This window comes from Natrarchaeobius versutus (genome assembly GCF_041205745.1).
In the GTDB taxonomy this organism is placed as follows: domain Archaea; phylum Halobacteriota; class Halobacteria; order Halobacteriales; family Natrialbaceae; genus Natrarchaeobius; species Natrarchaeobius versutus.
Genome location: NZ_JBGFCC010000003.1, coordinates 108,394 through 128,448, shown reverse-complemented (window position 1 = coordinate 128,448; position 20,055 = coordinate 108,394). Strand labels below are relative to the sequence as shown.

The following is a 20,055-nucleotide window of genomic DNA, read 5'->3' as shown; positions in this document are numbered from 1 at the left end:
TCGCGACACGTCGCTCGAGCGCGCGCCAGACCGACGAGAGAGCCCGTCTCGACGAATCGACGGCGTCGGGGGTCGCCATTCACTCTGGCTCCAGCCGAAACCGCTCGGTTTGGGCGCCGTCGAACCGCGGTCCACGCCCCGTTCGTTCGAACCCGAGCGTATCAGCCGCGTCTCGAACGGTGTCGCCGTTTGGCGACACCAGCAGTTCGACGGCCATCGATTCGCGTTCGGCGAATCGGACCGGTTCGGCCAGGAGCCGCTTGCAGGCCTCGGCGGTCCCGCCGATCTGGGTGACGTGAACCGTATCCTCGCGCGCGTCGAAGCTGATGAACCCGAGCAGATCCTCCGGATCCGAGCCGTCGTACTGCGAACTCGAGACGTCGGCGTTCGGATCGTGCGTCCCGTCTTCGGCGACGCGGACCGTCCGATCGTGAACGAGGTTCCGCATCACGTCGGTCGGCGAGTCGGCGATCGCCGCGAGTGCGTCGGCGTCGGCCTCGAGTGCGTCCCGTACGTTCATCGTCGTGTGGTAATGCCACGCGTGAATATAAATCCCGGCCGCGGCGGCGTCCGACTCCCGGCCGCGTCGGGACGTATCGCGTTCGGTGATTGTCGACTCCGTTGGCATCTCGGGGTGTCGATACGGAAGTCTTCGCCGGTCCAATGGGACACAGTTATCTGCCCGCTCTGGTAACGAACCGAGTATGAGTTCGGACATCGGTACACGATCACAGCCACGCCGTGAGGTGTCAGTATGCGCGTCGTAGCCAAGTTCGGCGGGACGAGTCTCGGGAGCGGGGAACGCATCGACCGCGCCGCTGATTCCGTCGCGGCGGCGGTCGAGGATGGCCACGAAATCGCGGTCGTCGCGAGTGCGATGGGGTCGACGACCGACGATTTGCTCGAGGACATCACCTTCGAGACCGACGAAGCCGACCGCGCTCAGATCGTCAGCATGGGCGAGCGAACGTCGGTTCGGATGCTCAAAGCCGCACTCGCGGCTCGCGGGATCGAGGCCCAGTTTCTCGAGCCGGGCAAAGCGGAGTGGCCGGTCATCACCGACGAGTACGGCGAGGTCGACGTCGAGGAGACCCAGAAACGCGCACTCGAGATCGCCGAGTCGATGGACGAGACGGTTCCGGTTCTCACCGGGTTCCTCGCGGAGGGGCCGGACGGCTCGATCACGACGCTCGGCCGTGGTGGCAGTGACACGACTGCCGTCATGATGGGCAAGTACATGCAAGCCGACGAGGTCGTCATCGTGACCGACGTCGAGGGCGTCATGACCGGCGATCCGCGGGTCGTCGAGGGCGCTCGCAACGTCGGCGAAATCTCCGTCGACGAACTCAGAAACCTCTCGTTTCGCGGTGCGGAGGTCGTGGCCCCGTCGGCACTTTCGTACAAAGACGGCAGACTCAACGTCCGTGTCGTCCACTACCAACACGGCGACTTGCTCTCGGGTGGGACGAGCATCGAGGGGGAGTTCAAGAATCTCGTCGACCTTCGTGAACGACCGCTTGCCTGTTTGACCGTTGCCGGGCGCGCGATCCGCAACCAGCCCGGCGTCTTCTACGACCTCTCCAAGGCGCTGAGCGAGAGCGACGTCAACGTCGACGCGGTCGCGAGCGGAATGGATACGATTACGTTCTACATCGACGAGGAAGAGGCCGAACGCGCCGAAAACATCCTCCACCGCGAGGTCATCGCACACGACACGCTCTCGAGTGTTACCGTCGACTCGCCGGTCGCCGTCGTTCGGGTTACCGGCGGCGAACTCCCCAACCAGCCGGGAATCGTCAACGACATCATCAGCCCGCTCGCGGAAGAACGCATCCACCTACAGGACGTCGTCACGAGCGCGACCAGCGTCGCTCTGTTCGTCGACTGGGACGACCGCGAGAAGACACTCGAGTTGACACAGGACCTCTTTTAAGGCGTCTCAACTCTCGCTTCCGGAGCGTATCATTCGAGCATCGTCGACCGACCTTTGCAATCGCCAAGCGTTCGGTCGAGACTGATAGCATTCGGTATCGGCGTTCCGTCACTAATTCGCCCCTTCGGAGGAAATCCCGTCGATATCCGACCGTTTCGACGCATCCTGAATCTGTAATTAATCCGGTGGTAATCAGGCCCTTGTCCAGCGGAAACGTCCTCGTAACGAAGGACGACCGTTCCGTCGTCGTCGGTATGAGTTCCGAACCCACGGTAACTGAAGTGTTTCAGGACGTCGATCCCGATCCCGACGCGATCCTCGCACTCTCTGGCGTCGAATCGCCCGACGAACTCCTCGAGGCCGGCGGCGATCACGATCCGACGACCGACGACGAAATCGATGCGACCGACGACGACCTCGAGGAACTGTTCGCCGACCTCGACCGATTCGACGGGTCGCCCGATCCGCTGGGAGAGCCGGCCGTCGGCGAACCCGTGGAGTTCGGTGACGAGACTAACGCCGTGCTCGTCGGCGAGCCTACGGTAACGGTTCAGTCGGGCGGGGGCGTGGGAGACCCGTTTTCCGACTCGAACGGCGAGCGGGTAACAGAGCGCGCCGACGACCGCTCGGCGTCGGGGTTCGAACTCGTCGGACCCGACCCGACACCCGAACGGATCGGCGACGACGCGTTCGGGGACGGGCTGGCGAGTGAGTTTAGCTGGCTCGGTGCGGGACTCGAGTTGACGCTCTAGGACGGACTGGGCTTAGTAGCCACTGCAGGTCTTGTACACCTGATCGCCAGACACACCGGTGACCAGTGTTTGACATCCTCCCCGCGCTAAAGCGCGAGGATTCCTCTGTTGGGGGTTCGGCTACCGACCTACGGAGGCAACTTGCGGGTTTGTGCGCACTTCTTTGGGACTTTCGTGAGGGTGTGGTTTCCCCGACCAATCGTGGTCGTCCCACTCGAATCGCACGGGCCGTGCCATCGGCCTGACTTCCGTATCGCTGTTTTCTCGAAGGAACGTCTCTGACGCCGTGAGGTCGGCGTGCCCCTCGAATCCACACGGACACGTCAGCGTATCTCCGTGGCGAACCGTCTCCTCGTGGTCGCCACACTCGGGACACGTCTGACTCGTCCACGCTTCCGACTCGGCTTCGAGAGAGATGCCGTACTCCTCACAGACACACTCGAGACGGTGGATGAACTTCTTGAACGCCCAGAAGTTGTGCGTCTTCTCGTTCACCCTGACCGACCAGTGCGTTTCAAGCACGTCGGTTAAATCGCCTACGTGCACCGTCGCTACGCCCTCGTCGTGTAGCCGTTCAACGAGGTCGCGTACCAGCGCGTTCTGTGCGTGGTCACGGCGCTTCGTCCGCTGTCGGTACAGTCGTTGAATCCGCTTGGAACTGTAGTGTTCCTCTCGGAGTTTCGACTGTAGACGGGCGATTTCGTCAGTTGTCTCGCGGAACCGTCCGAACAACACCTGCCCGTCGTAGAGGTACTGGTTCCCAGTGGTCGTGGAACAGGCGACGAGGTTGTTCGCGCCAACGTCGAGGGCGGCTTCTTCCGAAGCCAGTGGTGAATCCAGTCGAGAATCATCGACGGTGACTGGTTGAAAAGCCCTGAACGTGTCGCTCACCTCGTCGTACTCAAGTTCCAGACGACCCTGTTTGCCGTCCCACTTCGGGTTGCCTCGGACTTCGAGGCGGAGTCGTTCGTGGTAGCCGAATCCGTATTCGTCTTTCAGTTCTTGCCCGACAGGGATTTCGAGACGACTACGCTTGCCCCACTGAATCGTGTACTGGTTGCATCGGATGTAGGTGCGGAGTTCGCGTCCGTCCTCCTCGTTGCCCCAGTACGACGGTGGGTTGGCGTCCTCGCCTTTCTCCTTGAGGGCGAAGAACGACCGCCACGCTTCGCTGTTCTTGCGCGTGACCTGTTGAACGGTCGCGCTTCCGACGACGCCGTTGTACTGCCCACGGTACTCGGACGTGTCCCACACGTCACCGTCACCGAAGTAGTTCTGACGACGTTCGTAGGTCAGCTCATTCCACAGGGAGGCGGAAGCGTCGAGTAGCCGTAGCAGGCACTCTTTGTCGTTCTCGGTCTGGGGGACGACCTCGAAGGTGTTGACGCGCTTCATGCGTCCCCTCCCTCCTGTTCAGCGATGTAACGTTCGACAGCGCCCTTCGATGCGCTTCCCGCCGTCCCGACGTAGTACGAGCGAGTCCACTTCACGCGGTCGTCGTACCGCTGATTGTACTTGCGGGCGGAGATGCCCTTGACCCAGTTGACGATGAGTGACGGGGCGTTCTTCGGTGGACTCCCGATGAACAGGTGTACGTGGTCGGGCATGACCTCGGACTCGGCCAGTTCGAGGCCCTTGTCTTCACAGATTTCCGCGAAGATGGTTCCGAGACGTTCCTTCGTCTTCCCCGTCAGGTGCGAACGCCGATACTTCGGCGCGAACACTATGTGGTAGTAGAGTTCGTATTTCGCGTGACGGGTACTCTTTACCATCTATGCACACTATCACAGTCAGATGACTTAAAAATCGCGTTGGAACCCCGTCTATGCCATCGTCGGCGGTGGAATACTGTTGGTCGGCTTCATCCCCGTCCTCGAAAAGCGAAGCTTTTCGGTTGCAGCGAGAGCGAAGCTCTCGCCATGCCCCTGAAGGGCGAGGCTTTCGCCTCGAATTTTCCGTAAATCGTTGCAGTTGTTACGATAACTGTGACCCAGCGACCCCAGACGGATCGCGGGGTCGACAGTACTGATGTTATAGACTCGAGACGATTCCGCGGGCGCGGTCTCTGATCGTCGGCTCGGCCTCGGAGCGCTGACCGAACTGCCGTTTCGCGAACGACTGGAGCGTCGGTTCGCCGGAGTCGGCTTCCGATCCAGCGAGCCAGTCCGGAACCTGGGACTCGAGTTCGGCACGTTTCTGGGCTTTGAGCTGGCTGTACTTTCGGAGGGCGATCCCGACGCCGATGAACAATCCCGCGTCGAGTAGCTCGCGCCGGAATCGCTCTCGATCGTTGCGTACCGCGATCGCCTTGACGAGCGAGAGGAGGCCGATCGCGAGGTAGAGCTTCGAGCTCTTCGATGGATCGCCGCTGAGTAGTCGTCCAAACTCCATGCGCGGCGACGTACCACGTTCCCGTCCTTAAATCTGCACTGCGATATCACCACCACCTCGAGCGAAGGGAGGTGTTTCCACCGCGGAAGCCGGTGCCCGGTCAATTGGCGTCCGTCTCGACTTCGTCGTCAGCCGTTTCGTTTCCCGCTGGGGCGCCATTCGATTCGTCGCCGGTTTCGTCGCCTCCGATTTCGCCGTCGTCGGCGCCGTCGTCAGTTCCATCATCCCTCTCGTCACCCGGTTCGCCCTCAGTTCCGTTGTCGATCTCGCCGTCGCCCGGTTCGCCGTCGTCCGCGCCGTCGTCGGTTCCGCCGTTTTCACCCTCGGTTTCGTCTGGTGGCGCGTCGTCGGTTTCTCCGACAGGTGCGTCCTCCAACTGTTCACCAAACTCGTCGTCCCAGGCCTCGAGCCAGCCGGCGAGTTGTTCTCGAAGCTCGTCGTACGTGAAACGGACCGGCTCTTCCGGCTGGCGTGCGAAGGCGGTAAACTCCGTGCCGAGACCGAGGTACTCGTCCTCGATCGCGGGGAACTGGGCGTTTCGGACGGCGATCTCGGCCTGGGCTTCGCTCGAGAAGACGAAGTCGACGAACTCGTAGGCGAGCTCGCGCCGTTCGGTCTCGGCGAAGATGGCGACCCCCTCGACGTTTTCGTAGCCCTCTCCCTCGAGCGTTGCGACCTGGTGGCGATCGAGGTTTCGGTCGGTCAGGTTCGCGCCGATGCGATCGGTCGAGTAGGAGACGACCATCGGCCGATTCTCCTCGAGGTAGCCGTCGACGTATGCGTCGGTCCAGCGAGGACGCACGTCGACGCCGTTTTCCCAGAGCTCCTCCCAGTACTCGAGGTACTCGTCCCCGAACGCCGCGATCGTCCACAGCAGAAACGCCCGTCCGGGCGCCGACCGTCGTGGATCCTGTGCCAACAGGGCGTCCTCGTACTCCGCCTCGAGGAGGTCTTCGAACGTCTCCGGCGGCTCGAGAACCGTTTCGTCGTAGACGAGACTCACGTAGCCCACGTCGTACGGAAGCACCCGACCGTCGGGATCCCCGAACTCGAGGTCGGCGCTGATTCGATCGTCGTTCTCGAGACGGTCTCGCTCGAGCGATTCGAACAGCGGCTCCGACAGGGCTTCGTCGGCCCGAACGAGTTCGGGGAGGGTTAGCCCGAGGTAGACGTCGGCGTCGATTTCGGCGCCGAGACGGGCTCGCTGGACGTAGTTTTCGATCCCCGCTTCGGGGACGACCCAGTCGATCTCGGCGTCGGGAAATTCGGCTTCGAACGCCTCCGCGAGCCACCGGCCGGCCGAGGTCTCGTCGACAACCATCGAGGAGTACGTTACCACGCGGAGAGCGCTGTCGTCTTCGACGCCTTCCTCCAGTGGCTCCTCGTCGGGGTCGTCTCCCGTTTCGTCTTCGTCCCCGTTTTCGCGAGTCGCACATCCGGCGAGGGCGACCATCGACCCGGCGCCGACGCCGCGGACGAAGCTCCGTCGTCTCATCGTTCGAATGTTGCGACGAACGGGCTTAAGCGTCGTGGCGTTTCGCTGGCTCCCGATTCGGACGCGACCCACCGATCGAGATCAGATCGTGAGAACCCGATCGATCTCTTCTCGTCGGAAAAGACTTTCCTCGTTCGGTGTGAGTCACGACCGTGGAATCGAACGGAGCCACGAACGGGACTCGGTCGCGCCGGTACGCGCTTGCCGCCATCGTCGCCGCCCTGGGAGTATTGACGGCCGGCATCTTACTCGAGGTGCTCGGAACGATCCTCTTCGCGTTGACTGCCGCGTACGTGTTGATGCCGGTCCAGCGCTGGTTCGTCCGACGCGGGTTTACCGAGTGGACAGGCGCCGCCGCGGCAACCGGCGTCGGCTTCGTCGTCGTCGTCGCCGTCTTCTCGCCGATCATCCTGACGCTTTACGTAAACGTCGACGAGATCGTCGACATCGTCGAGGGACTTCCGCCCGAGATTCCGATCGCCGCCTTCGACGTGACGTATATGATCGACGTCGCGGAGGTACAGACGTTCGCGGTCGATTTCCTCACGAGCGCGACGATCTCACTTCTCTCCGCGCTCCCCGTCCTCGCGATCAAGTTCGCGCTCTTCGTTATCCTGCTGTTTGCGCTCGTGCTCAAAGGCGACGAAGCCGCTCGAGCCGCAATCGCGCCGGTCCCCCACGGCTACCGTGACATCGTGGACGCGCTTGCGACGCGAGCCCGGGAGACGCTGTACGCGATCTACGTGTTACAGCTTGCGACCTCGGTCGCGACGCTGTTCATCGCCTACCCCTTGTTCTGGGCGCTCGGCTACGAGATTCCGTTTACCCTCGCGCTCATCGCGGCGATCTTGCAGTTCGTGCCGATCATCGGACCGAGCCTGCTCGTTTTGCCGATCGCAGGCTATCACGTCGTTTCGGGCGAACTGGTCGCCGCCGTTCTGGTTGGCGTCCTCGGGATCGTACTGGTCGCCTGGCTCCCGGACATCGCCGTTCGCCCGCGGCTGGCACGTCGCTCGGCGGGACTGCCCGGCAGTCTCTACTTCGTCGGCTTCACTGGCGGTCTGTTCACGCTCGGCGTGATCGGCATCGTCGTCGGCCCGCTGATCGTCGCCGTCTTCGTCGAGGCCGTCGACCTCCTCGCCGACGAGGTCAACGGCGACGCCGACGTCGCCGATCTGCTGGATCCGGACGCCGACGATTCCGCCACACAGTCGCTCGAACGCACATCGGACACCGAGGTCTCCGAACCGGACACCGAAGCGACGTACGAGGAGTCGGGTTCCCCGTCGGCGGAGCACTGATCGCTTACACCCTCGTCAATTCGCCGTTCCGCGCTCAGTCTTCCGCGATCACGGTTCCTCGTGGCGTTTCGAAGCACAGACATTTTTCTGCCTGCTCGTCGTTCGTTTCGCTATGGTCAGTAGCCGAACGCTCATTCACGCGGTGATCGGTGCGGTCGTCGGGGTCGTCCTCTCGTTTATCCCGTTTTCGACCGTCATCGGCGGCGCCGTAGCGGGCTTTCTCGAGGGGCCGGATACGCGCGAGGGGGCGGTCGTGGGCGCGTTGGCGGGAGCGATCACCTTCCTGCCAATCGCCGCCACGGCGACCGTGGCGTTTCTCTTTCTCGGCCTCGGCTTCGGCGTCTCGGGTGCGCCGGCAGGGGGGTTCGTGTTTCTCCTGTTTCTCATCGTCATCGGGACGACGGCGTTACTCGTCTATACCGTGGGTGTGGCGCTTCTCGGTGGGTATTTGGGCGCTTACCTCGCGAACGAGTATCCCGAGAAACGAACCAATACTCGCCGAACGATCGGCATGGGCGAAGACGACCGAGACGGGCGAGGGCCGAGGGAGTCCCCTCCTCGCTCTCGAGCGGGCCGGGACGACCGGGCCGAGGACTCGAGCGAACCGACGCGGTGGCGCGAGGACCGGGAGCGAGAGGGTGACGACCGCTTCGAGGGGCGGGACGAACGCCCTCGAGACGAGTAAGCGGCGTACTCTTCGGGCGTGGCGGGCGCGATCACTCGTACCGAAGCGCGTCGATCGGATCCGTACGGGCCGCCCGCCAGGCCGGATACAGCCCCGAGAGGACGCCGACGAGGATTCCGACCAGGATCGCGAGAGCGACGTACTCGAGCGGGTAGACGAGCGGAAGGTCGACGTACAGCGCCCCCAGATAGCCCGCGAACAGTCCGAGGGCGGTCCCGAGGACGGCGCCGACGACGCCGAGGATCACCGCCTCGGTCAGAAACAATCCGAGAACTTCCCGGTTTTGCGCGCCGACAGCTTTCATGATCCCGATCTCGCGGGTTCGCTCGGTGACGCTCACCAGCATGATGTTCGCGATGCCGATCGAGCCGACGAGCAGGGAGATCGCCGCGATGCCGACGATGAAGTTCTGTAAGAGTTCGAGGACGTCCTGTAACTGCTGGAGTAACTCGGTGCTGGTCTGGAACGTCACCTCGAGGTCGTCCTCGTCGCCGACGAACTCGCTTGCATCTGCCTCCTCGCTCTCGAGGTAGCCGATCGCCCGGTCGCGAGCGTCGTCGACGTCTACATCCTCAGCCGACTGAGCCTCGACGACGACGGCGAGATACCGAACGTCGTCATCGTCGTCGTTCGCTCCAGTCTCGAGGTCGTCGTCCGCCCCGTTTTCGGCCCCGTCGCCGAATCCGACGTCGGCCACTCCCTCGGCGTAGTACGGGTCGGTCGGGACGTAGATCCGCGGCGACGCCTCGAATCCTTCGAACGGGCTCAACCCCTCGGAGGTCGTCGTGATCCCGACGACCTCGACGCTCGTCTGGCCGCCGCCGACGGTCGTGACGATCAACTCGTCACCGACGGTGACGTTCTCCTCGAACTGTTCGGCGGCGGCCGGGTTGAGCACCGCCTCGCGCTCGCCCGCCTCGAAGCTCCGTCCCTCCGCGAGTTCCCCGTCACGGACGTACGACGGTCCCGTCGCAACCAGCCCATCGCCCAACGCAACCTGTTCGTCGCCGTCCGAGACGGCTTGCGTTGGAACAGTTGCGTAGCCGTACGCGGCCGCCACCTCCTCGAACTCCTCGATCTCTTCGAGGTCCTCCTGACTAACCACGGGTTGGGCGCCCGCCAGCGGACCGCCTTCGGTATCCGGCTCGGCCGCCCAGCCGTAGAGATTGCGCTGATCGTCGGGGCTGATGTCGCCGATGACCCCCGCCTGTAGGCTCGCGCCGAGCGTGACGAACGCGATCACCGCGGCGATGCCGATGATCACGCCGAGCGTCGTCAGCGCCGACCGGAGTTTGTGGCCGCGGATCGACCGCCAGGCGAGACGGGCGTGCTCGAGCGGCCCCATTATCCATCGTCCTCGGAGCCTGACTCCGAGTCCGGGTTCGCCTCGGTCTGGGTTTGGGCGTCGGCGTCCGATCCGGCCGAACCGGCGCCGGTGTCGGGTGGACCGTCCCCGAGATGCGAGCCCATCCCGGTGCCCGGATCGCTCGGCTCGCCGACGCCCTCGAGTTCCTCGATCCGCTCGATTCGGCCATCGAGCAGGTGGACGATCCGCTGGGCGCGCTCGGCGACGTGGCGTTCGTGGGTGACGACGACCATCGTCGTCCCGGCGGCGTGAAACTCCGCAAAGAGATCGAGGACGTCAGCCTCCGTCTCGGTATCGAGGTTCCCGGAGGGCTCGTCGGCCAACACGAGCGCGGGATCGTTCACCAACGCCCGTGCGAGCGCAACCCGCTGGCGCTGGCCACCCGAGAGTTCGTTCGGCAAGTGGTCCGTCCGATCGCCGAGGCCAACCCGCTCGAGAAGTTCCCGCGCTCGATCGCGTCGCTCCCGGCGGCCGACGCCCTGGAATAGCTGGGGGAGTGCGACGTTCTCGAGCGCCGAGAGCCGGGGCATCAGGTTGAACGTCTGGAAGACGAAGCCGACCTGCTCCCCGCGGAGGGCGGTCCGATCGTTCCCGCTCAAGGCGGTCACGTCTCTGTCGTCGACGACGACGACCCCCTCCGTCGGCGTGTCGAGACAGCCGACGAGATTCATCAACGTCGACTTACCCGACCCGCTCGGGCCCATGATCGCCGTGTACGATCCCCGCGGAACCTCGAGGGAGACGCCGTCGAGTGCGTGGACGGGTTCGGCCAGCTGATAGGTCTTGCGTACGTTCTCGAGGGAGACTGCGACGTCCGAACTCGCCATGGGAGTCCGACCACGGAGGCGGGGAAAAAGCTTCCAGCCGTCGCTCGCCTCGAGCGTTCGCGAGTGGCCGTCCCGCGGGTTCTCGAGTGCGACTTCGACGGTCGGATACCTCGGATGCTCGTTGGACGTAGCGACACAACTCGTAGCTTGACCCCGAGGCGGTTCACGAATTTCCGTTCCGTTCGTGAAAGATACGGAATCGTTGATGTAATAATCTCGTCAGAGACCGCTACTGCAGGTTGACTGTCGAAATTCGAAGCGTGTCTGGTCCCCATCGTGGGTTTCGCGTATTTCGGCGTAGAAAACGTCATCAGCCCTCTCCGATTCGTTACACGTCACTCGAAACACGCCCTCTTCCGTTTCCCCGCCAGAGAGTGAGACGCCAACGTCGAGCGTCTCTCCGTTGGTCGCCTCCGCAAACCCCTTTTCCTCGATTGCCCTCCCTCCTCCACTATAGTAACAACTGAAACGATTCACACACCGATCGCCGATCCGTCTGGCGATCGGGTGTGCATTGACGTTCAGTGGCTACTATAGCTAACCGCTCTTCGATTTCGTAGGCGTTTTCCAACACGACCGCTCCATCCTCATCGGTGATGGTGACTTCAACCCGCTGAGTGTCGTGGGTAAAGTTCAGTAACACGAAATCGACGAGGCCCGCCCCTTCTACCGAAAGACACCCTTCACACCACGCCGCTGTTCCGGTACCAATCAGGGTCAGGGACGTTCTCCGACACATCTCAGATTACATTAAATGGCTGTGTAAGTGTTTTTCTCCTGTGAGTTACCTCGGTGTTTCCGTTTGCGCGTCCAGTGACCGCATCAGGGCCAAAATTGATCGTACTACCGACATACTGTGTCTCGAGTATCGAGTTCCAGTACCCGAAGTTCGTTCCGTTCTTCGACCCAATCGATAATGGCTCCTCGTTTTCCAATGCGAAGCGAATAATCATCTCACCCGTTGAGTGGCTCGAGGCGACGGTTTGGATTCACCCCGGCCCCATAGGTTTCCTATCAGTCATTTCCAGCGCAACCGCCACTCGGGTCGCGGTTGCACCGGGACACCGTTACAGGAATCCGTATCAGTGGAGACTATCGCTGTCTCGGTCGCGTTCCTCGATGTACCGCTCGACTAGCGCACGACAGTTGCCGGGAGCGGCTTCGGTAAACTCCTCGCCCGTTCGCGTCGCGATCCGAACCCCGCGCAGGGCCGCGGGGGTGGGTTCGTTCGGCCCTCCCGGTATCGTCACCGTCGCCGGGAGGTCGTCGACCGTCGTCCACCGGTCTTGGGCCACCGCTCCCTGCTCTACGACGTCCGCTTCCCACGAGAGCACGGTCGCGTGGCTGAACGACGGATGCGTCCCCTCGATATGCACCCGCTTGCAGTGGTCGAATCGAATCTCGATGGCGTCTCTCACTGTCATGGTCTCACTCGAGTCGTCTGTCGTCTCGTCCGCCTCTGTTGCGTTCGGCGTTTCGATACTCGCGTCGTTCGACGGCGTCGATCCCGTAGTTGCGTCGGCGCCGGCACCGCCGACTCCGACCGCCGCCACGCCCGCGATTCCGGTCGCGACGCCGGTGAGGACCGTCCGCCGTTGGCGAGCAAACCGGTTGCTCATGCCGACCGTCCAACGCGCTCTCGCAAATATTCCCGACCCGTTCTCGGGGCGTGATACGGACCGCTGTCCGTATCCCGTTTCGATCGACCGACTCGCTTCGATCGACCGAATCCATTTGTACTACGGCCGTCGATCCATGCAGTATGTCCTGGGAGACAGTTCGACTCGAGATCGAGGACGACGTCGCAACGCTTTCGATCGACCGGCCGGACGCGCTGAACGCGTTGAACGTAGAGACGCTCGAGGCGATGATCGACGCGCTGTTCGAGGCCGCCGAGGAGGACGTCCGCGCGCTCGTCCTCACGGGCGCGGGCGAGGACGCGTTCATCGCGGGCGCCGACATCGCACACATGCAGGACCTCCCCGTCGAGGAGGCCCGCGAGTGGGTCGACCTCGGCCACGAAGTCGCCGACGCCCTCGAGTCGTTTCCGGCGCCGACGATCGCCGCGATAAACGGCTACGCGTTCGGTGGCGGCTGTGAGATGGCGCTGGCCTGTGATTTCCGGATCGCGGCCGAGTCGGCGGTCGTCGGCAACACGGAGATCGACCTGGGGATCATCCCCGGCTGGGGTGCGACCCAGCGACTGCCGCGAGTCGTCGGCGACGAGACCGCACGCCGGATGATCTTCCTCGGCGAGCGCCTCGACGCCGAGAGTGCGGCGGAGGCGGGACTCGTCGGCGAGGTCGTCCCCGACGACGACCTCGAGACCGTCGCGACCGAACTCGCAAAGCGGCTCGCGGCGAAGCCGGCCGTCGCCCTCCGGGCGGCCAAGGAGTCGATCAACCAGGGGTACGAGGGGTCACAGACGAGCGGGCTCGACTACGAGAAACGGGCGTTCGCCGGCCTCTTCGGCACTCACGACCAGCGAGAGGGGATCGACGCGTTCCTCGAGGATCGCGATCCCGAATTCGAGTGACGAGCCGACGGCGAATCCACGGGTGTGCTCGCGTTCGGACGACGCGCCGGGACGCGAGTCCGTCGTTCGGTAACGTTTTTCCCGTCGCCGCTCGCGTGAGGATTATATGAAGACCGAGGGTGGTTCCGACGGAGCGAAACGCCGCGCCGGTGAGCGGGCGGCGGCGGCGGTCGAAGACGGTGACGTCGTCGGTCTCGGAACCGGCTCGACGGCCGCCCACGCGATCCGGGCGATCGGCCGGGCGGTAGACGACGGTCTCGCGGTCCGGGGGATACCGACGTCGTTTCAGTCACGTCAGCTCGCACTCGAGGTGGGGATTCCGATTTCGTGTCTCGAGGCCGTCGACGGGATCGACCTCGCGATCGACGGTGCCGACCAGATCGCGGACGATTCGGACGCACCGGGATACGGGGCGCTCTTGAAAGGTGGCGGCGCCGCGCACACGCGCGAGAAAATGATCGACTCGACGGCGGATCGGTTCGTCGTCGTCGCCGACGCCTCGAAGCTCTCGGGCGTCCTCGAGAAGCCCGTGGCTCTCGAGGTGATTCCCGACGCCCGCACGATCGTCGCCGACGAAGTCCGGACGATGGGCGGCGAGCCGACGCTCCGAGACGCCGCACACAAGGACGGGCCGGTCGTCACCGACAACGGAAACCTCGTTTTAGACTGTGCGTTCGACGAGATCGACGCACCCGACGAGTTGGCGACGCGGCTCTCGAGCGTGCCGGGCGTGGTCGAACACGGCCTGTTCGTCGGAATGGCCGACGCGGCCTACGTGGGGACCGACGACGGCCTCGAGGTACGCGAGTACTGACCGCCGATCGTACTGACCGCCGATCAGCGCCTCCGCTGTTTTCGTCGCCATTGTTTTCTCCTCGAGGGCGATTCCATCGGGAATAGCGAGGCCGTGGCCGGAACCACCCGGACGCCCCGGCGATCGCGGCCGTTCCAGCGACCTCATACGGTCTGCTGTAACGATTTATCGGTGCAACCGCAGGACGACTCGCGGTTGCACCGTCAATGACTGACAGTAGTCTGTATCAGTGACGCGATGAGGTCATTGCTCGTCTCCCGGCGCGTCCACACGGCCGGCCAGCAGGGCAATCGAGAGATAACAGGCGCCGATCAACCGGGTGACGGGCCCCACCCACGGCTTCACCTCGAGATCGTCGGCGTTCTCGTAGGCGACCGCGAGACCGAACGCGAGCGCCGACCGCGGAAGCAAGGCCACGACGAATCCGAGCGCGGCCAGCGGCGAGCGGAGCCGTCCGAGGCCCCCGTTCCGGAGGATGACCCAGCAGAAGACGATCCCTTCGACTCTGGCAGCGGGAATCGTCCACGGATGGAGCCGTCCGGCGTCGGGGTTTTCGAACGCCACGCGCTCGGCGGCGTCGACGATTCGTCGCGTCGCGAGGATCTCGAGCAGTGCGAACCCGATCAGGAGTTTTCTCATCGTCTCGAGCGACCGTTCGACGACAGCCGTTAAAAACCTCGAGTCGACTGGGTCCGGGGTGGACGAGGTTGTGGCGACCGAGCGGGCGGAATGGACAGGTTTTCTATCCCCTCGTGATAACCTTCGGTCGAGACGATCGATGCCCGAGACATCCGACAGGAAAGACGATCACATTCGAATCATCGAGGAAGAGGACGTCGAGACGTCCGGTTCGGGGTTCGCGGACGTCGAACTCGTCCACGAGGCGCTTCCCGAGATCCACCGAGACGAGATCGATACGACGACGACGCTACTCGGGCACGAACTGGCGGCTCCGATCGTCATCGAGAGCATGACCGGTGGCCACCCGAACACGACGAAGATCAACCGGGCGCTCGCCGAAGCCGCCCAGGAGACGAACGTCGCGATGGGCGTCGGTAGCCAGCGCGCCGGTCTCGAACTCGACGACGAGGCGCTCCTCGAGTCCTACACTGTCGTCCGTGACGTCGCGCCCGATGCCTTTCTCTACGGGAACGTCGGCGCGGCCCAGTTGCTCGAGTACGACGTTTCGGACGTCGAATGCGCCGTCGAGATGATCGACGCCGACGCGATGGCGATCCACCTCAACTTCCTACAGGAGGCCGTCCAGCCGGAGGGAGACGTCGACGCACGCGGCTGTCTCACCGAGATCGAACGCGTCGCCGCCGATCTGTCGGTGCCGGTCGTCGTCAAGGAGACGGGCAACGGCATCTCGCGGTCGACCGCGAAACGACTCACCGACGCCGGCGTCGACGCGGTCGACGTCGCCGGACAAGGTGGGACGACGTGGTCGGGAATCGAGTCCTACCGGGCCGCCGCCGTCGGCGCCGACCGCCAGGAGGCGATCGGCCGGCTGTTCCGCGCCTGGGGTGTGCCTACGGCGGTCAGCACGCTCGAGGCGGCGAGCGAACACGACTGCGTGATCGCAAGCGGGGGCGTCCGATCCGGACTCGACGTCGCGAAGGCGATCGCCCTCGGCGCGAGGGCGGGCGGACTCGCGAAGCCGTTTCTCTCGCCCGCGGGTCGAGGAACCGACGCGGTCGTCGACCTGATCGAGACGCTCACACTGGAGCTTCGCACGGCGATGTTCGTTACTGGCTCGGCGTCGGTTCCCGAACTTCGATCGGCCGATCACGTCGTCGTCGGCCGAACGAAGGAGTACCTCGAGCAACGAGATCACTGATCGGCGCCGAGTCGATACTTCCGTTTTCGATTGGTGTCCGTCGTATTGTCCGGACTAACGCCTCGATCAGTTCAGCCGTCATATCGCACGGACTAACGCCCCGATCAGTTCAGCCGTCACTACCTGACGTTGCGTCGATAAAAAATCACTCGAGTGGCGTCCCTTACAGGTCGCGCGGCTGGACGGTCTTGCGGTCGTTCGCTTCCGCTCGACGGGCAGCGTCTTCGAGGAGCTCCTCGACTTCCTCGTCGAGTGCATCGTAGAAGTCCGAGGCGACGTTCTTGTCATCGAGCGCTTCCTTCACGGCGGCTTTGACGATAAGGTCTGCCATACGATGTATCGATTTCCCTTTACCTCATATAAACATTTTGGTTATCGGGGGAGATACCGGTGAAACAGCGGTTGATTCGCCCGTTTCGTCGGGCTCCACCACCGGAAAGTATATGTTTGATGAATTGCTGACCGGAATCACACCCCTCTCGAGCGGAAAAAATACGCTCGCGCGCGCCTCGGGTCCGCTCGCCAACGATCCCCCGATTCGGGTCGACGGATTCGAGTACGTTCACCACCGAGGGGTTGTATGCGCGAACTCCTCGACGCCGTCGCAGACGGCTCGCTGTCGCCGGCACAGGCGGAGGCGGAACTCAGGGGGTACGTACCGAACGAAGCGGGCCGCTTCGACGCCGCTCGGGAGCAACGGCGTGGCATTCCCGAGGCGATCCTCGCCGAGGGCAAATCCTCCGAGCAGGTCGTCACCCTCACCGAGACGGCTCTCGAGACGACAGATCGGGCGTTGCTCACCCGCGTTTCCGATCGCCAGTATGCGGCGCTCGAGTCTGCACTCGCCGATTCCTTCCCGAATACGACGATCGACCGGAGAACCGGTGCGGTCCTCGTCCGAACGCCTGGCTGGGAGGGGCCATCGCTCGAGGCGACGATCGGGCTCGTCACGGCGGGGACGGTCGACGAACCGGTCGCCGACGAGGCACACGTCGTCTGTCTCGATGCGGGGGCGACGGTCGATCGGGTCGACGACGTCGGCGTCGCGGCGCTCGATCGGACGCTCGATCAGGTCGACCGGTTCCGCGAGGCGGACGTCCTGATCGTCGCCGCCGGTCGGGAAGGGGCTCTCCCGACGGTGATCGCCGGACTGGTCGATACGCCGGTGATCGCCGTCCCGGTCTCGAGTGGCTACGGTCACGGCGGCGATGGCGAGGCGGCGCTTGCCGGAATGCTTCAGTCCTGTACGGTGTTGTCGGTCGTCAACGTCGACGCCGGCTTCGTCGCGGGCGCCCAGGCGGCGCTGATCGCCCGGGCGATCGACGATGCTCGAGCGAACGGTGAGTGAACGATTCCGTCGAGGTACTGATATCGAAAACAAATTCTTTGATTACCCAAACGCCAAACAGTGTATGGGAAAGCGTTTTTAAATACTCGACGGGTAATATTGAATGCCGGCCCAAGCCGGTGTGCCCAATGCCCGAATGTAATCACTGTGGCGCGCACGTCTCAGAACGCTTCGCGCGCGTTTTCGCCGACGAGGACGGCGAGATTCACGCGTGTATCAGCTGCTCTGCGAACGCAGGGATCGCGGAGGTAGCCAAAGAGCGCGCCCGCGGTACGTAGACGAGAAACGCATCGAGCTACCGGCGGACCCCTTTCGAAGACCACGACGCGTAGCCGGGACGCTTTTCGTCGCCTCCCTCGTACGATCGATCGATGTCCGCAGGCGAGCACGTCGTCTACGTCCTCGAGTGCGTCGACGGAACCTTCTACACCGGATACACGACCGACCTCCAGCGACGCGTCGCCGAACACGACGCGGGCGACGGCGCCAAGTACACGCGCGGGCGGACGCCGGTCGAACTCAGATACCACGAGCGGTACGACTCGCGCTCGCAGGCGATGTCCCGCGAGTACGAGATCAAGCAACTGAGTCGCGGGGCAAAAGAGCGGCTAGTCGGCCTCGAGTGACCGCCGATCGGGCTCGGACTGGATTCGTTTTCCGTCCGTGCACGTTGGCGTCGCCTTTTTTACATCGGGCGACGACGCACATGTATGGGAGCCATTACGTTTGGCACGGACGGCTGGCGGGCGACGCTCGAGGAGTTCACGACGCCGCGGGTCCGGAGGGTCGGACAGGCGGTCTCCTCGTACCTCGCGGACGAGGGTCTCGAGGGACCGGTCGTCGTGGGCTACGACGCCCGCGAGAGTTCCCGCGGGTTCGCCGAAGAGCTGGCGCGAGTCCTCTGTACCAACGGGTTCGACGTCTTGCTTCCCGAGCGGGATCGGCCGACGCCGCTGGTCGCCCACGCCATCGTCGAACGCGACCTCGCGGGGGGGCTGGCCGTCACGGCCTCGCACAATCCGCCGGAGTACAACGGCGTGAAGTTCATCCCGGCGGACGGCGCGCCGGCGCTTCCCGAGGTGACCGACGCCATCGCTGAGCGCCTCGCCGAACCCGACCCGCTTCCCGAGAGCGAACACGGCACGGTCCGCGAGGTCGATCTCGTCACTCCGCACGCCGACGCCACCGTCGAACTCGTCGAGTCGATCACCGGCGACGTCGACCTCTCCGGACTCACCGTCGCCTACGACGCCATGCACGGAAGCGGCCGCGGGACCACCGACGCCCTGCTCGAGCGAGCCGGCGCCTCTCTGGAACGGTTGCGCTGTGAGTCCGATCCGACGTTCGGCGGCGGCGCGCCCGAACCGTCCGCGGAGAACCTGACGGAGCTTGCCGATGTCGTCACCGACGAGGGTGGCCCCGACCTCGGGATCGCCAACGACGGCGACGCCGATCGAATCGCGCTCGTCACGCCCGAGCGCGGATTCCTCGACGAGAACCTCTTTTTCGCCGCGTTGTACGACTACCTCCTCGAGGACGACTCGGGTCCGGCGGTTCGGTCTGTCTCGACGACGTTCCTGATCGACCGCGTCGCCACCGCCCACGGGGAGAGCGTCCGCGAGGTACCGGTCGGCTTCAAGTGGGTCGCCGAGGCGATGGCCGACGGCGACGCCCTGGTTGGCGGCGAGGAGTCCGGCGGCTTCACCGTTCGGGGTCACGTCCGCGAGAAAGACGGCGTCCTGATCGCCCTGCTCGCGGCCGCCATGCACGCCGCCGAACCGATCGACGACCGCGTCGATCGACTACTCGCCGAACACGGGACCGTCGTCCAGGACAAGACGAGCGTTCCCTGCCCGGACCACGAGAAGGCCCGCGTCGTCGCGGACCTCGAGGGCGAGATTCCCGACGCCATCACGAGAACTGCCGTCGACGGCGTCAACACCGCGGACGGCTTCAAGCTCCAGCTGGCCGACGGTTCGTGGGTGCTCGTCCGCCCCAGCGGCACCGAACCCGTCTTGCGAGTGTACGCCGAGGCGACCGACGGCGACCGGGTCGACGAGTTGCTCGAGTTCGGTGAGAGACTGCTCGAATCGCTGGTCTGAGACCGACTGCGGTACGGACGGCCTGGCGGCAACCGCGACCGCCCTGAGGTCACGCCGGAACTGACTTTCGGCGGTTCGTGCGAGTACAACGCGGCCGGCATCGGGGGCCACGTATTTGCGCTTCCGCGTCGTTGCCCGGGTATGGCGCTCTCGCGAACCTTCGCAAAGACGGTCGTATTCACGCTTCTCGTCCCGTATACCGTTGCGGTCGCGATCCCTCGAGCGCTCCAGCGGTGGCGAACGCATCCACAACTTCCCGTCGATTCGACGCTTGCGCGGGCCGCGGGATCGGTATCGGTCCTTATCGGATCGCTATTGTACGCCCACACTGCGTGGCAGTTCGTCATCGAGGGCCGAGGAACGCCGTCGTCGACCGACGAGCCCGAGGAGCTGGTCACCGGGGGGATCTACGCACACGTCCGAAATCCCATGTACGTCGGCGTCCTGTTGGTCGCTATCGGCCAGGCGCTTCGCTATCGGTCCGTTTCGGCCCTCTGGTGGGCCGCGGGCTGTTGGATCGGCTTTCACGGCCGCGTCCTCGAGTACGAGGAACCCCACCTCGTCGAGACGTACGGCGAGGAGTACGACCGCTACTGCGAGCGAGTTCCGCGCTGGTTCCCTCGAGTTCGCTCCAAAACGCGCGTTCGGTGATCGGTTCGAAAAAC

Annotated in this window: 22 protein-coding genes; 12 read left to right on the top strand and 10 right to left on the bottom strand. The window is 64.2% G+C overall.

Annotated features, from left to right (window positions below; all coding sequences use genetic code 11):
- Nucleotides 1-79: 79 nt before the first annotated feature.
- Nucleotides 80-520: a hypothetical protein gene (locus AB7C87_RS08660; RefSeq protein ID WP_369729036.1), complete on the bottom strand. Its 441-nt coding sequence runs from the start codon at nucleotides 518-520 to the stop codon at nucleotides 80-82.
- 234 nt (nucleotides 521-754) lie between these two features.
- Here AB7C87_RS08660 and AB7C87_RS08655 point away from each other — a divergent pair, with 234 nt between their 5' ends.
- A complete protein-coding gene (locus AB7C87_RS08655) occupies nucleotides 755-1,933 on the top strand; it encodes an aspartate kinase (protein ID WP_369729035.1) in 1,179 nt (392 codons plus the stop codon).
- Between the two features lie 254 nt (nucleotides 1,934-2,187).
- Nucleotides 2,188-2,685, top strand: coding sequence for a hypothetical protein (locus tag AB7C87_RS08650; RefSeq protein WP_369729034.1), 498 nt, complete (start codon nucleotides 2,188-2,190; stop codon nucleotides 2,683-2,685).
- A gap of 120 nt (nucleotides 2,686-2,805) precedes the next feature.
- Here the strand turns inward: AB7C87_RS08650 and AB7C87_RS08645 are convergent, their stop codons facing one another.
- The 4 genes from AB7C87_RS08645 to AB7C87_RS08630 form a co-directional block, all read right to left on the bottom strand.
- Complete coding sequence (locus AB7C87_RS08645) at nucleotides 2,806-4,080, bottom strand: RNA-guided endonuclease InsQ/TnpB family protein (RefSeq protein ID WP_369729033.1); 1,275 nt, start codon at nucleotides 4,078-4,080, stop codon at nucleotides 2,806-2,808.
- A complete protein-coding gene (gene tnpA / locus AB7C87_RS08640) occupies nucleotides 4,077-4,457 on the bottom strand; it encodes an IS200/IS605 family transposase (protein ID WP_369729032.1) in 381 nt (126 codons plus the stop codon). Before tnpA ends, AB7C87_RS08645 begins: the two co-directional genes overlap by 4 nt.
- Nucleotides 4,458-4,716: 259 nt before the next feature.
- Nucleotides 4,717-5,076, bottom strand: coding sequence for a hypothetical protein (locus AB7C87_RS08635; RefSeq protein ID WP_369729031.1), 360 nt, complete (start codon nucleotides 5,074-5,076; stop codon nucleotides 4,717-4,719).
- Nucleotides 5,077-5,176: 100 nt separating this feature from the next.
- On the bottom strand, nucleotides 5,177-6,571 hold the full coding sequence (locus AB7C87_RS08630) for a thiamine ABC transporter substrate-binding protein (RefSeq protein WP_369729030.1): 1,395 nt from the start codon (nucleotides 6,569-6,571) through the stop codon (nucleotides 5,177-5,179).
- Between the two features lie 152 nt (nucleotides 6,572-6,723).
- Here AB7C87_RS08630 and AB7C87_RS08625 point away from each other — a divergent pair, with 152 nt between their 5' ends.
- Both AB7C87_RS08625 and AB7C87_RS08620 read left to right on the top strand, forming a co-directional pair.
- The gene (locus AB7C87_RS08625; protein WP_369729029.1) at nucleotides 6,724-7,872 is read left to right on the top strand and encodes an AI-2E family transporter; all 1,149 of its coding nucleotides are present in this window, start codon (nucleotides 6,724-6,726) and stop codon (nucleotides 7,870-7,872) included.
- A 112-nt stretch (nucleotides 7,873-7,984) separates the two neighbouring features.
- Nucleotides 7,985-8,557, top strand: a complete 573-nt coding sequence (locus AB7C87_RS08620) for a DUF5518 domain-containing protein (RefSeq protein ID WP_369729028.1) — start codon at nucleotides 7,985-7,987, stop codon at nucleotides 8,555-8,557.
- 31 nt (nucleotides 8,558-8,588) lie between these two features.
- On the opposite strand, the gene AB7C87_RS08615 is transcribed toward AB7C87_RS08620, so the two are convergent.
- The 3 genes from AB7C87_RS08615 to AB7C87_RS08605 form a co-directional block, all read right to left on the bottom strand.
- Complete coding sequence (locus AB7C87_RS08615; protein WP_369729027.1) at nucleotides 8,589-9,902, bottom strand: ABC transporter permease; 1,314 nt, start codon at nucleotides 9,900-9,902, stop codon at nucleotides 8,589-8,591.
- On the bottom strand, nucleotides 9,902-10,750 hold the full coding sequence (locus AB7C87_RS08610) for an ABC transporter ATP-binding protein (protein WP_369729026.1): 849 nt from the start codon (nucleotides 10,748-10,750) through the stop codon (nucleotides 9,902-9,904). Before AB7C87_RS08610 ends, AB7C87_RS08615 begins: the two co-directional genes overlap by 1 nt.
- Nucleotides 10,751-11,832: 1,082 nt before the next feature.
- The gene (locus tag AB7C87_RS08605) at nucleotides 11,833-12,369 is read right to left on the bottom strand and encodes a hypothetical protein (protein WP_369729025.1); all 537 of its coding nucleotides are present in this window, start codon (nucleotides 12,367-12,369) and stop codon (nucleotides 11,833-11,835) included.
- A 143-nt stretch (nucleotides 12,370-12,512) separates the two neighbouring features.
- Here AB7C87_RS08605 and AB7C87_RS08600 point away from each other — a divergent pair, with 143 nt between their 5' ends.
- Together AB7C87_RS08600 and rpiA are read left to right on the top strand one after the other, a co-directional pair.
- Complete coding sequence (locus AB7C87_RS08600; protein WP_369729024.1) at nucleotides 12,513-13,286, top strand: enoyl-CoA hydratase/isomerase family protein; 774 nt, start codon at nucleotides 12,513-12,515, stop codon at nucleotides 13,284-13,286.
- 106 nt (nucleotides 13,287-13,392) lie between these two features.
- A complete protein-coding gene (gene rpiA / locus AB7C87_RS08595; protein ID WP_369729023.1) occupies nucleotides 13,393-14,100 on the top strand; it encodes a ribose-5-phosphate isomerase RpiA in 708 nt (235 codons plus the stop codon).
- 243 nt (nucleotides 14,101-14,343) lie between these two features.
- On the opposite strand, the gene AB7C87_RS08590 is transcribed toward rpiA, so the two are convergent.
- Nucleotides 14,344-14,739, bottom strand: a complete 396-nt coding sequence (locus tag AB7C87_RS08590) for a hypothetical protein (RefSeq protein WP_369729022.1) — start codon at nucleotides 14,737-14,739, stop codon at nucleotides 14,344-14,346.
- Nucleotides 14,740-14,878: 139 nt separating this feature from the next.
- Here AB7C87_RS08590 and fni point away from each other — a divergent pair, with 139 nt between their 5' ends.
- Nucleotides 14,879-15,940 carry a type 2 isopentenyl-diphosphate Delta-isomerase gene (fni, locus tag AB7C87_RS08585; RefSeq protein ID WP_369729021.1) on the top strand — a complete coding sequence of 354 codons (1,062 nt, stop codon included), beginning with the start codon at nucleotides 14,879-14,881 and terminating at the stop codon, nucleotides 15,938-15,940.
- A gap of 163 nt (nucleotides 15,941-16,103) precedes the next feature.
- Here the strand turns inward: fni and AB7C87_RS08580 are convergent, their stop codons facing one another.
- Entirely contained in the window at nucleotides 16,104-16,271 is a 168-nt protein-coding gene (locus AB7C87_RS08580; protein WP_369729020.1) for a DUF1931 family protein, read from the bottom strand.
- Nucleotides 16,272-16,520: 249 nt separating this feature from the next.
- Here AB7C87_RS08580 and larB point away from each other — a divergent pair, with 249 nt between their 5' ends.
- The 5 genes from larB to AB7C87_RS08560 all read left to right on the top strand — a co-directional run bounded on the left by larB (nucleotide 16,521) and on the right by AB7C87_RS08560 (nucleotide 20,041).
- Nucleotides 16,521-17,288: a nickel pincer cofactor biosynthesis protein LarB gene (gene larB / locus AB7C87_RS08575; protein ID WP_369729019.1), complete on the top strand. Its 768-nt coding sequence runs from the start codon at nucleotides 16,521-16,523 to the stop codon at nucleotides 17,286-17,288.
- 128 nt (nucleotides 17,289-17,416) lie between these two features.
- Nucleotides 17,417-17,566, top strand: coding sequence for a DUF7563 family protein (locus tag AB7C87_RS24210; protein ID WP_440590507.1), 150 nt, complete (start codon nucleotides 17,417-17,419; stop codon nucleotides 17,564-17,566).
- Nucleotides 17,567-17,659: 93 nt separating this feature from the next.
- On the top strand, nucleotides 17,660-17,914 hold the full coding sequence (locus tag AB7C87_RS08570) for a GIY-YIG nuclease family protein (RefSeq protein ID WP_369729018.1): 255 nt from the start codon (nucleotides 17,660-17,662) through the stop codon (nucleotides 17,912-17,914).
- Nucleotides 17,915-17,998: 84 nt separating this feature from the next.
- Nucleotides 17,999-19,390, top strand: coding sequence for a phosphohexomutase domain-containing protein (locus tag AB7C87_RS08565; RefSeq protein WP_369729017.1), 1,392 nt, complete (start codon nucleotides 17,999-18,001; stop codon nucleotides 19,388-19,390).
- A 141-nt stretch (nucleotides 19,391-19,531) separates the two neighbouring features.
- Nucleotides 19,532-20,041: a methyltransferase family protein gene (locus AB7C87_RS08560; RefSeq protein WP_369729016.1), complete on the top strand. Its 510-nt coding sequence runs from the start codon at nucleotides 19,532-19,534 to the stop codon at nucleotides 20,039-20,041.
- Nucleotides 20,042-20,055 lie beyond the last annotated feature (14 nt).

Coding starts and splice junctions, on each gene's coding strand:
- AB7C87_RS08590 (WP_369729022.1), bottom strand. CDS start 14,739: ATGAGAAAACTCCTGATCGGGTTCGCACTGCTCGAGATCCTCGCGACG.
- AB7C87_RS08650 (WP_369729034.1), top strand. CDS start 2,188: ATGAGTTCCGAACCCACGGTAACTGAAGTGTTTCAGGACGTCGATCCC.
- AB7C87_RS08600 (WP_369729024.1), top strand. CDS start 12,513: ATGTCCTGGGAGACAGTTCGACTCGAGATCGAGGACGACGTCGCAACG.
- AB7C87_RS08570 (WP_369729018.1), top strand. CDS start 17,660: ATGTCCGCAGGCGAGCACGTCGTCTACGTCCTCGAGTGCGTCGACGGA.
- AB7C87_RS08635 (WP_369729031.1), bottom strand. CDS start 5,076: ATGGAGTTTGGACGACTACTCAGCGGCGATCCATCGAAGAGCTCGAAG.
- AB7C87_RS08655 (WP_369729035.1), top strand. CDS start 755: ATGCGCGTCGTAGCCAAGTTCGGCGGGACGAGTCTCGGGAGCGGGGAA.
- AB7C87_RS08615 (WP_369729027.1), bottom strand. CDS start 9,902: ATGGGGCCGCTCGAGCACGCCCGTCTCGCCTGGCGGTCGATCCGCGGC.
- AB7C87_RS08630 (WP_369729030.1), bottom strand. CDS start 6,571: ATGAGACGACGGAGCTTCGTCCGCGGCGTCGGCGCCGGGTCGATGGTC.
- AB7C87_RS08565 (WP_369729017.1), top strand. CDS start 17,999: ATGGGAGCCATTACGTTTGGCACGGACGGCTGGCGGGCGACGCTCGAG.
- AB7C87_RS08610 (WP_369729026.1), bottom strand. CDS start 10,750: ATGGCGAGTTCGGACGTCGCAGTCTCCCTCGAGAACGTACGCAAGACC.
- AB7C87_RS08660 (WP_369729036.1), bottom strand. CDS start 520: ATGAACGTACGGGACGCACTCGAGGCCGACGCCGACGCACTCGCGGCG.
- tnpA (WP_369729032.1), bottom strand. CDS start 4,457: ATGGTAAAGAGTACCCGTCACGCGAAATACGAACTCTACTACCACATA.
- rpiA (WP_369729023.1), top strand. CDS start 13,393: ATGAAGACCGAGGGTGGTTCCGACGGAGCGAAACGCCGCGCCGGTGAG.
- AB7C87_RS08560 (WP_369729016.1), top strand. CDS start 19,532: ATGGCGCTCTCGCGAACCTTCGCAAAGACGGTCGTATTCACGCTTCTC.
- fni (WP_369729021.1), top strand. CDS start 14,879: ATGCCCGAGACATCCGACAGGAAAGACGATCACATTCGAATCATCGAG.
- AB7C87_RS08645 (WP_369729033.1), bottom strand. CDS start 4,080: ATGAAGCGCGTCAACACCTTCGAGGTCGTCCCCCAGACCGAGAACGAC.
- AB7C87_RS08605 (WP_369729025.1), bottom strand. CDS start 12,369: ATGAGCAACCGGTTTGCTCGCCAACGGCGGACGGTCCTCACCGGCGTC.
- AB7C87_RS08620 (WP_369729028.1), top strand. CDS start 7,985: ATGGTCAGTAGCCGAACGCTCATTCACGCGGTGATCGGTGCGGTCGTC.
- AB7C87_RS24210 (WP_440590507.1), top strand. CDS start 17,417: ATGCCCGAATGTAATCACTGTGGCGCGCACGTCTCAGAACGCTTCGCG.
- larB (WP_369729019.1), top strand. CDS start 16,521: ATGCGCGAACTCCTCGACGCCGTCGCAGACGGCTCGCTGTCGCCGGCA.
- AB7C87_RS08580 (WP_369729020.1), bottom strand. CDS start 16,271: ATGGCAGACCTTATCGTCAAAGCCGCCGTGAAGGAAGCGCTCGATGAC.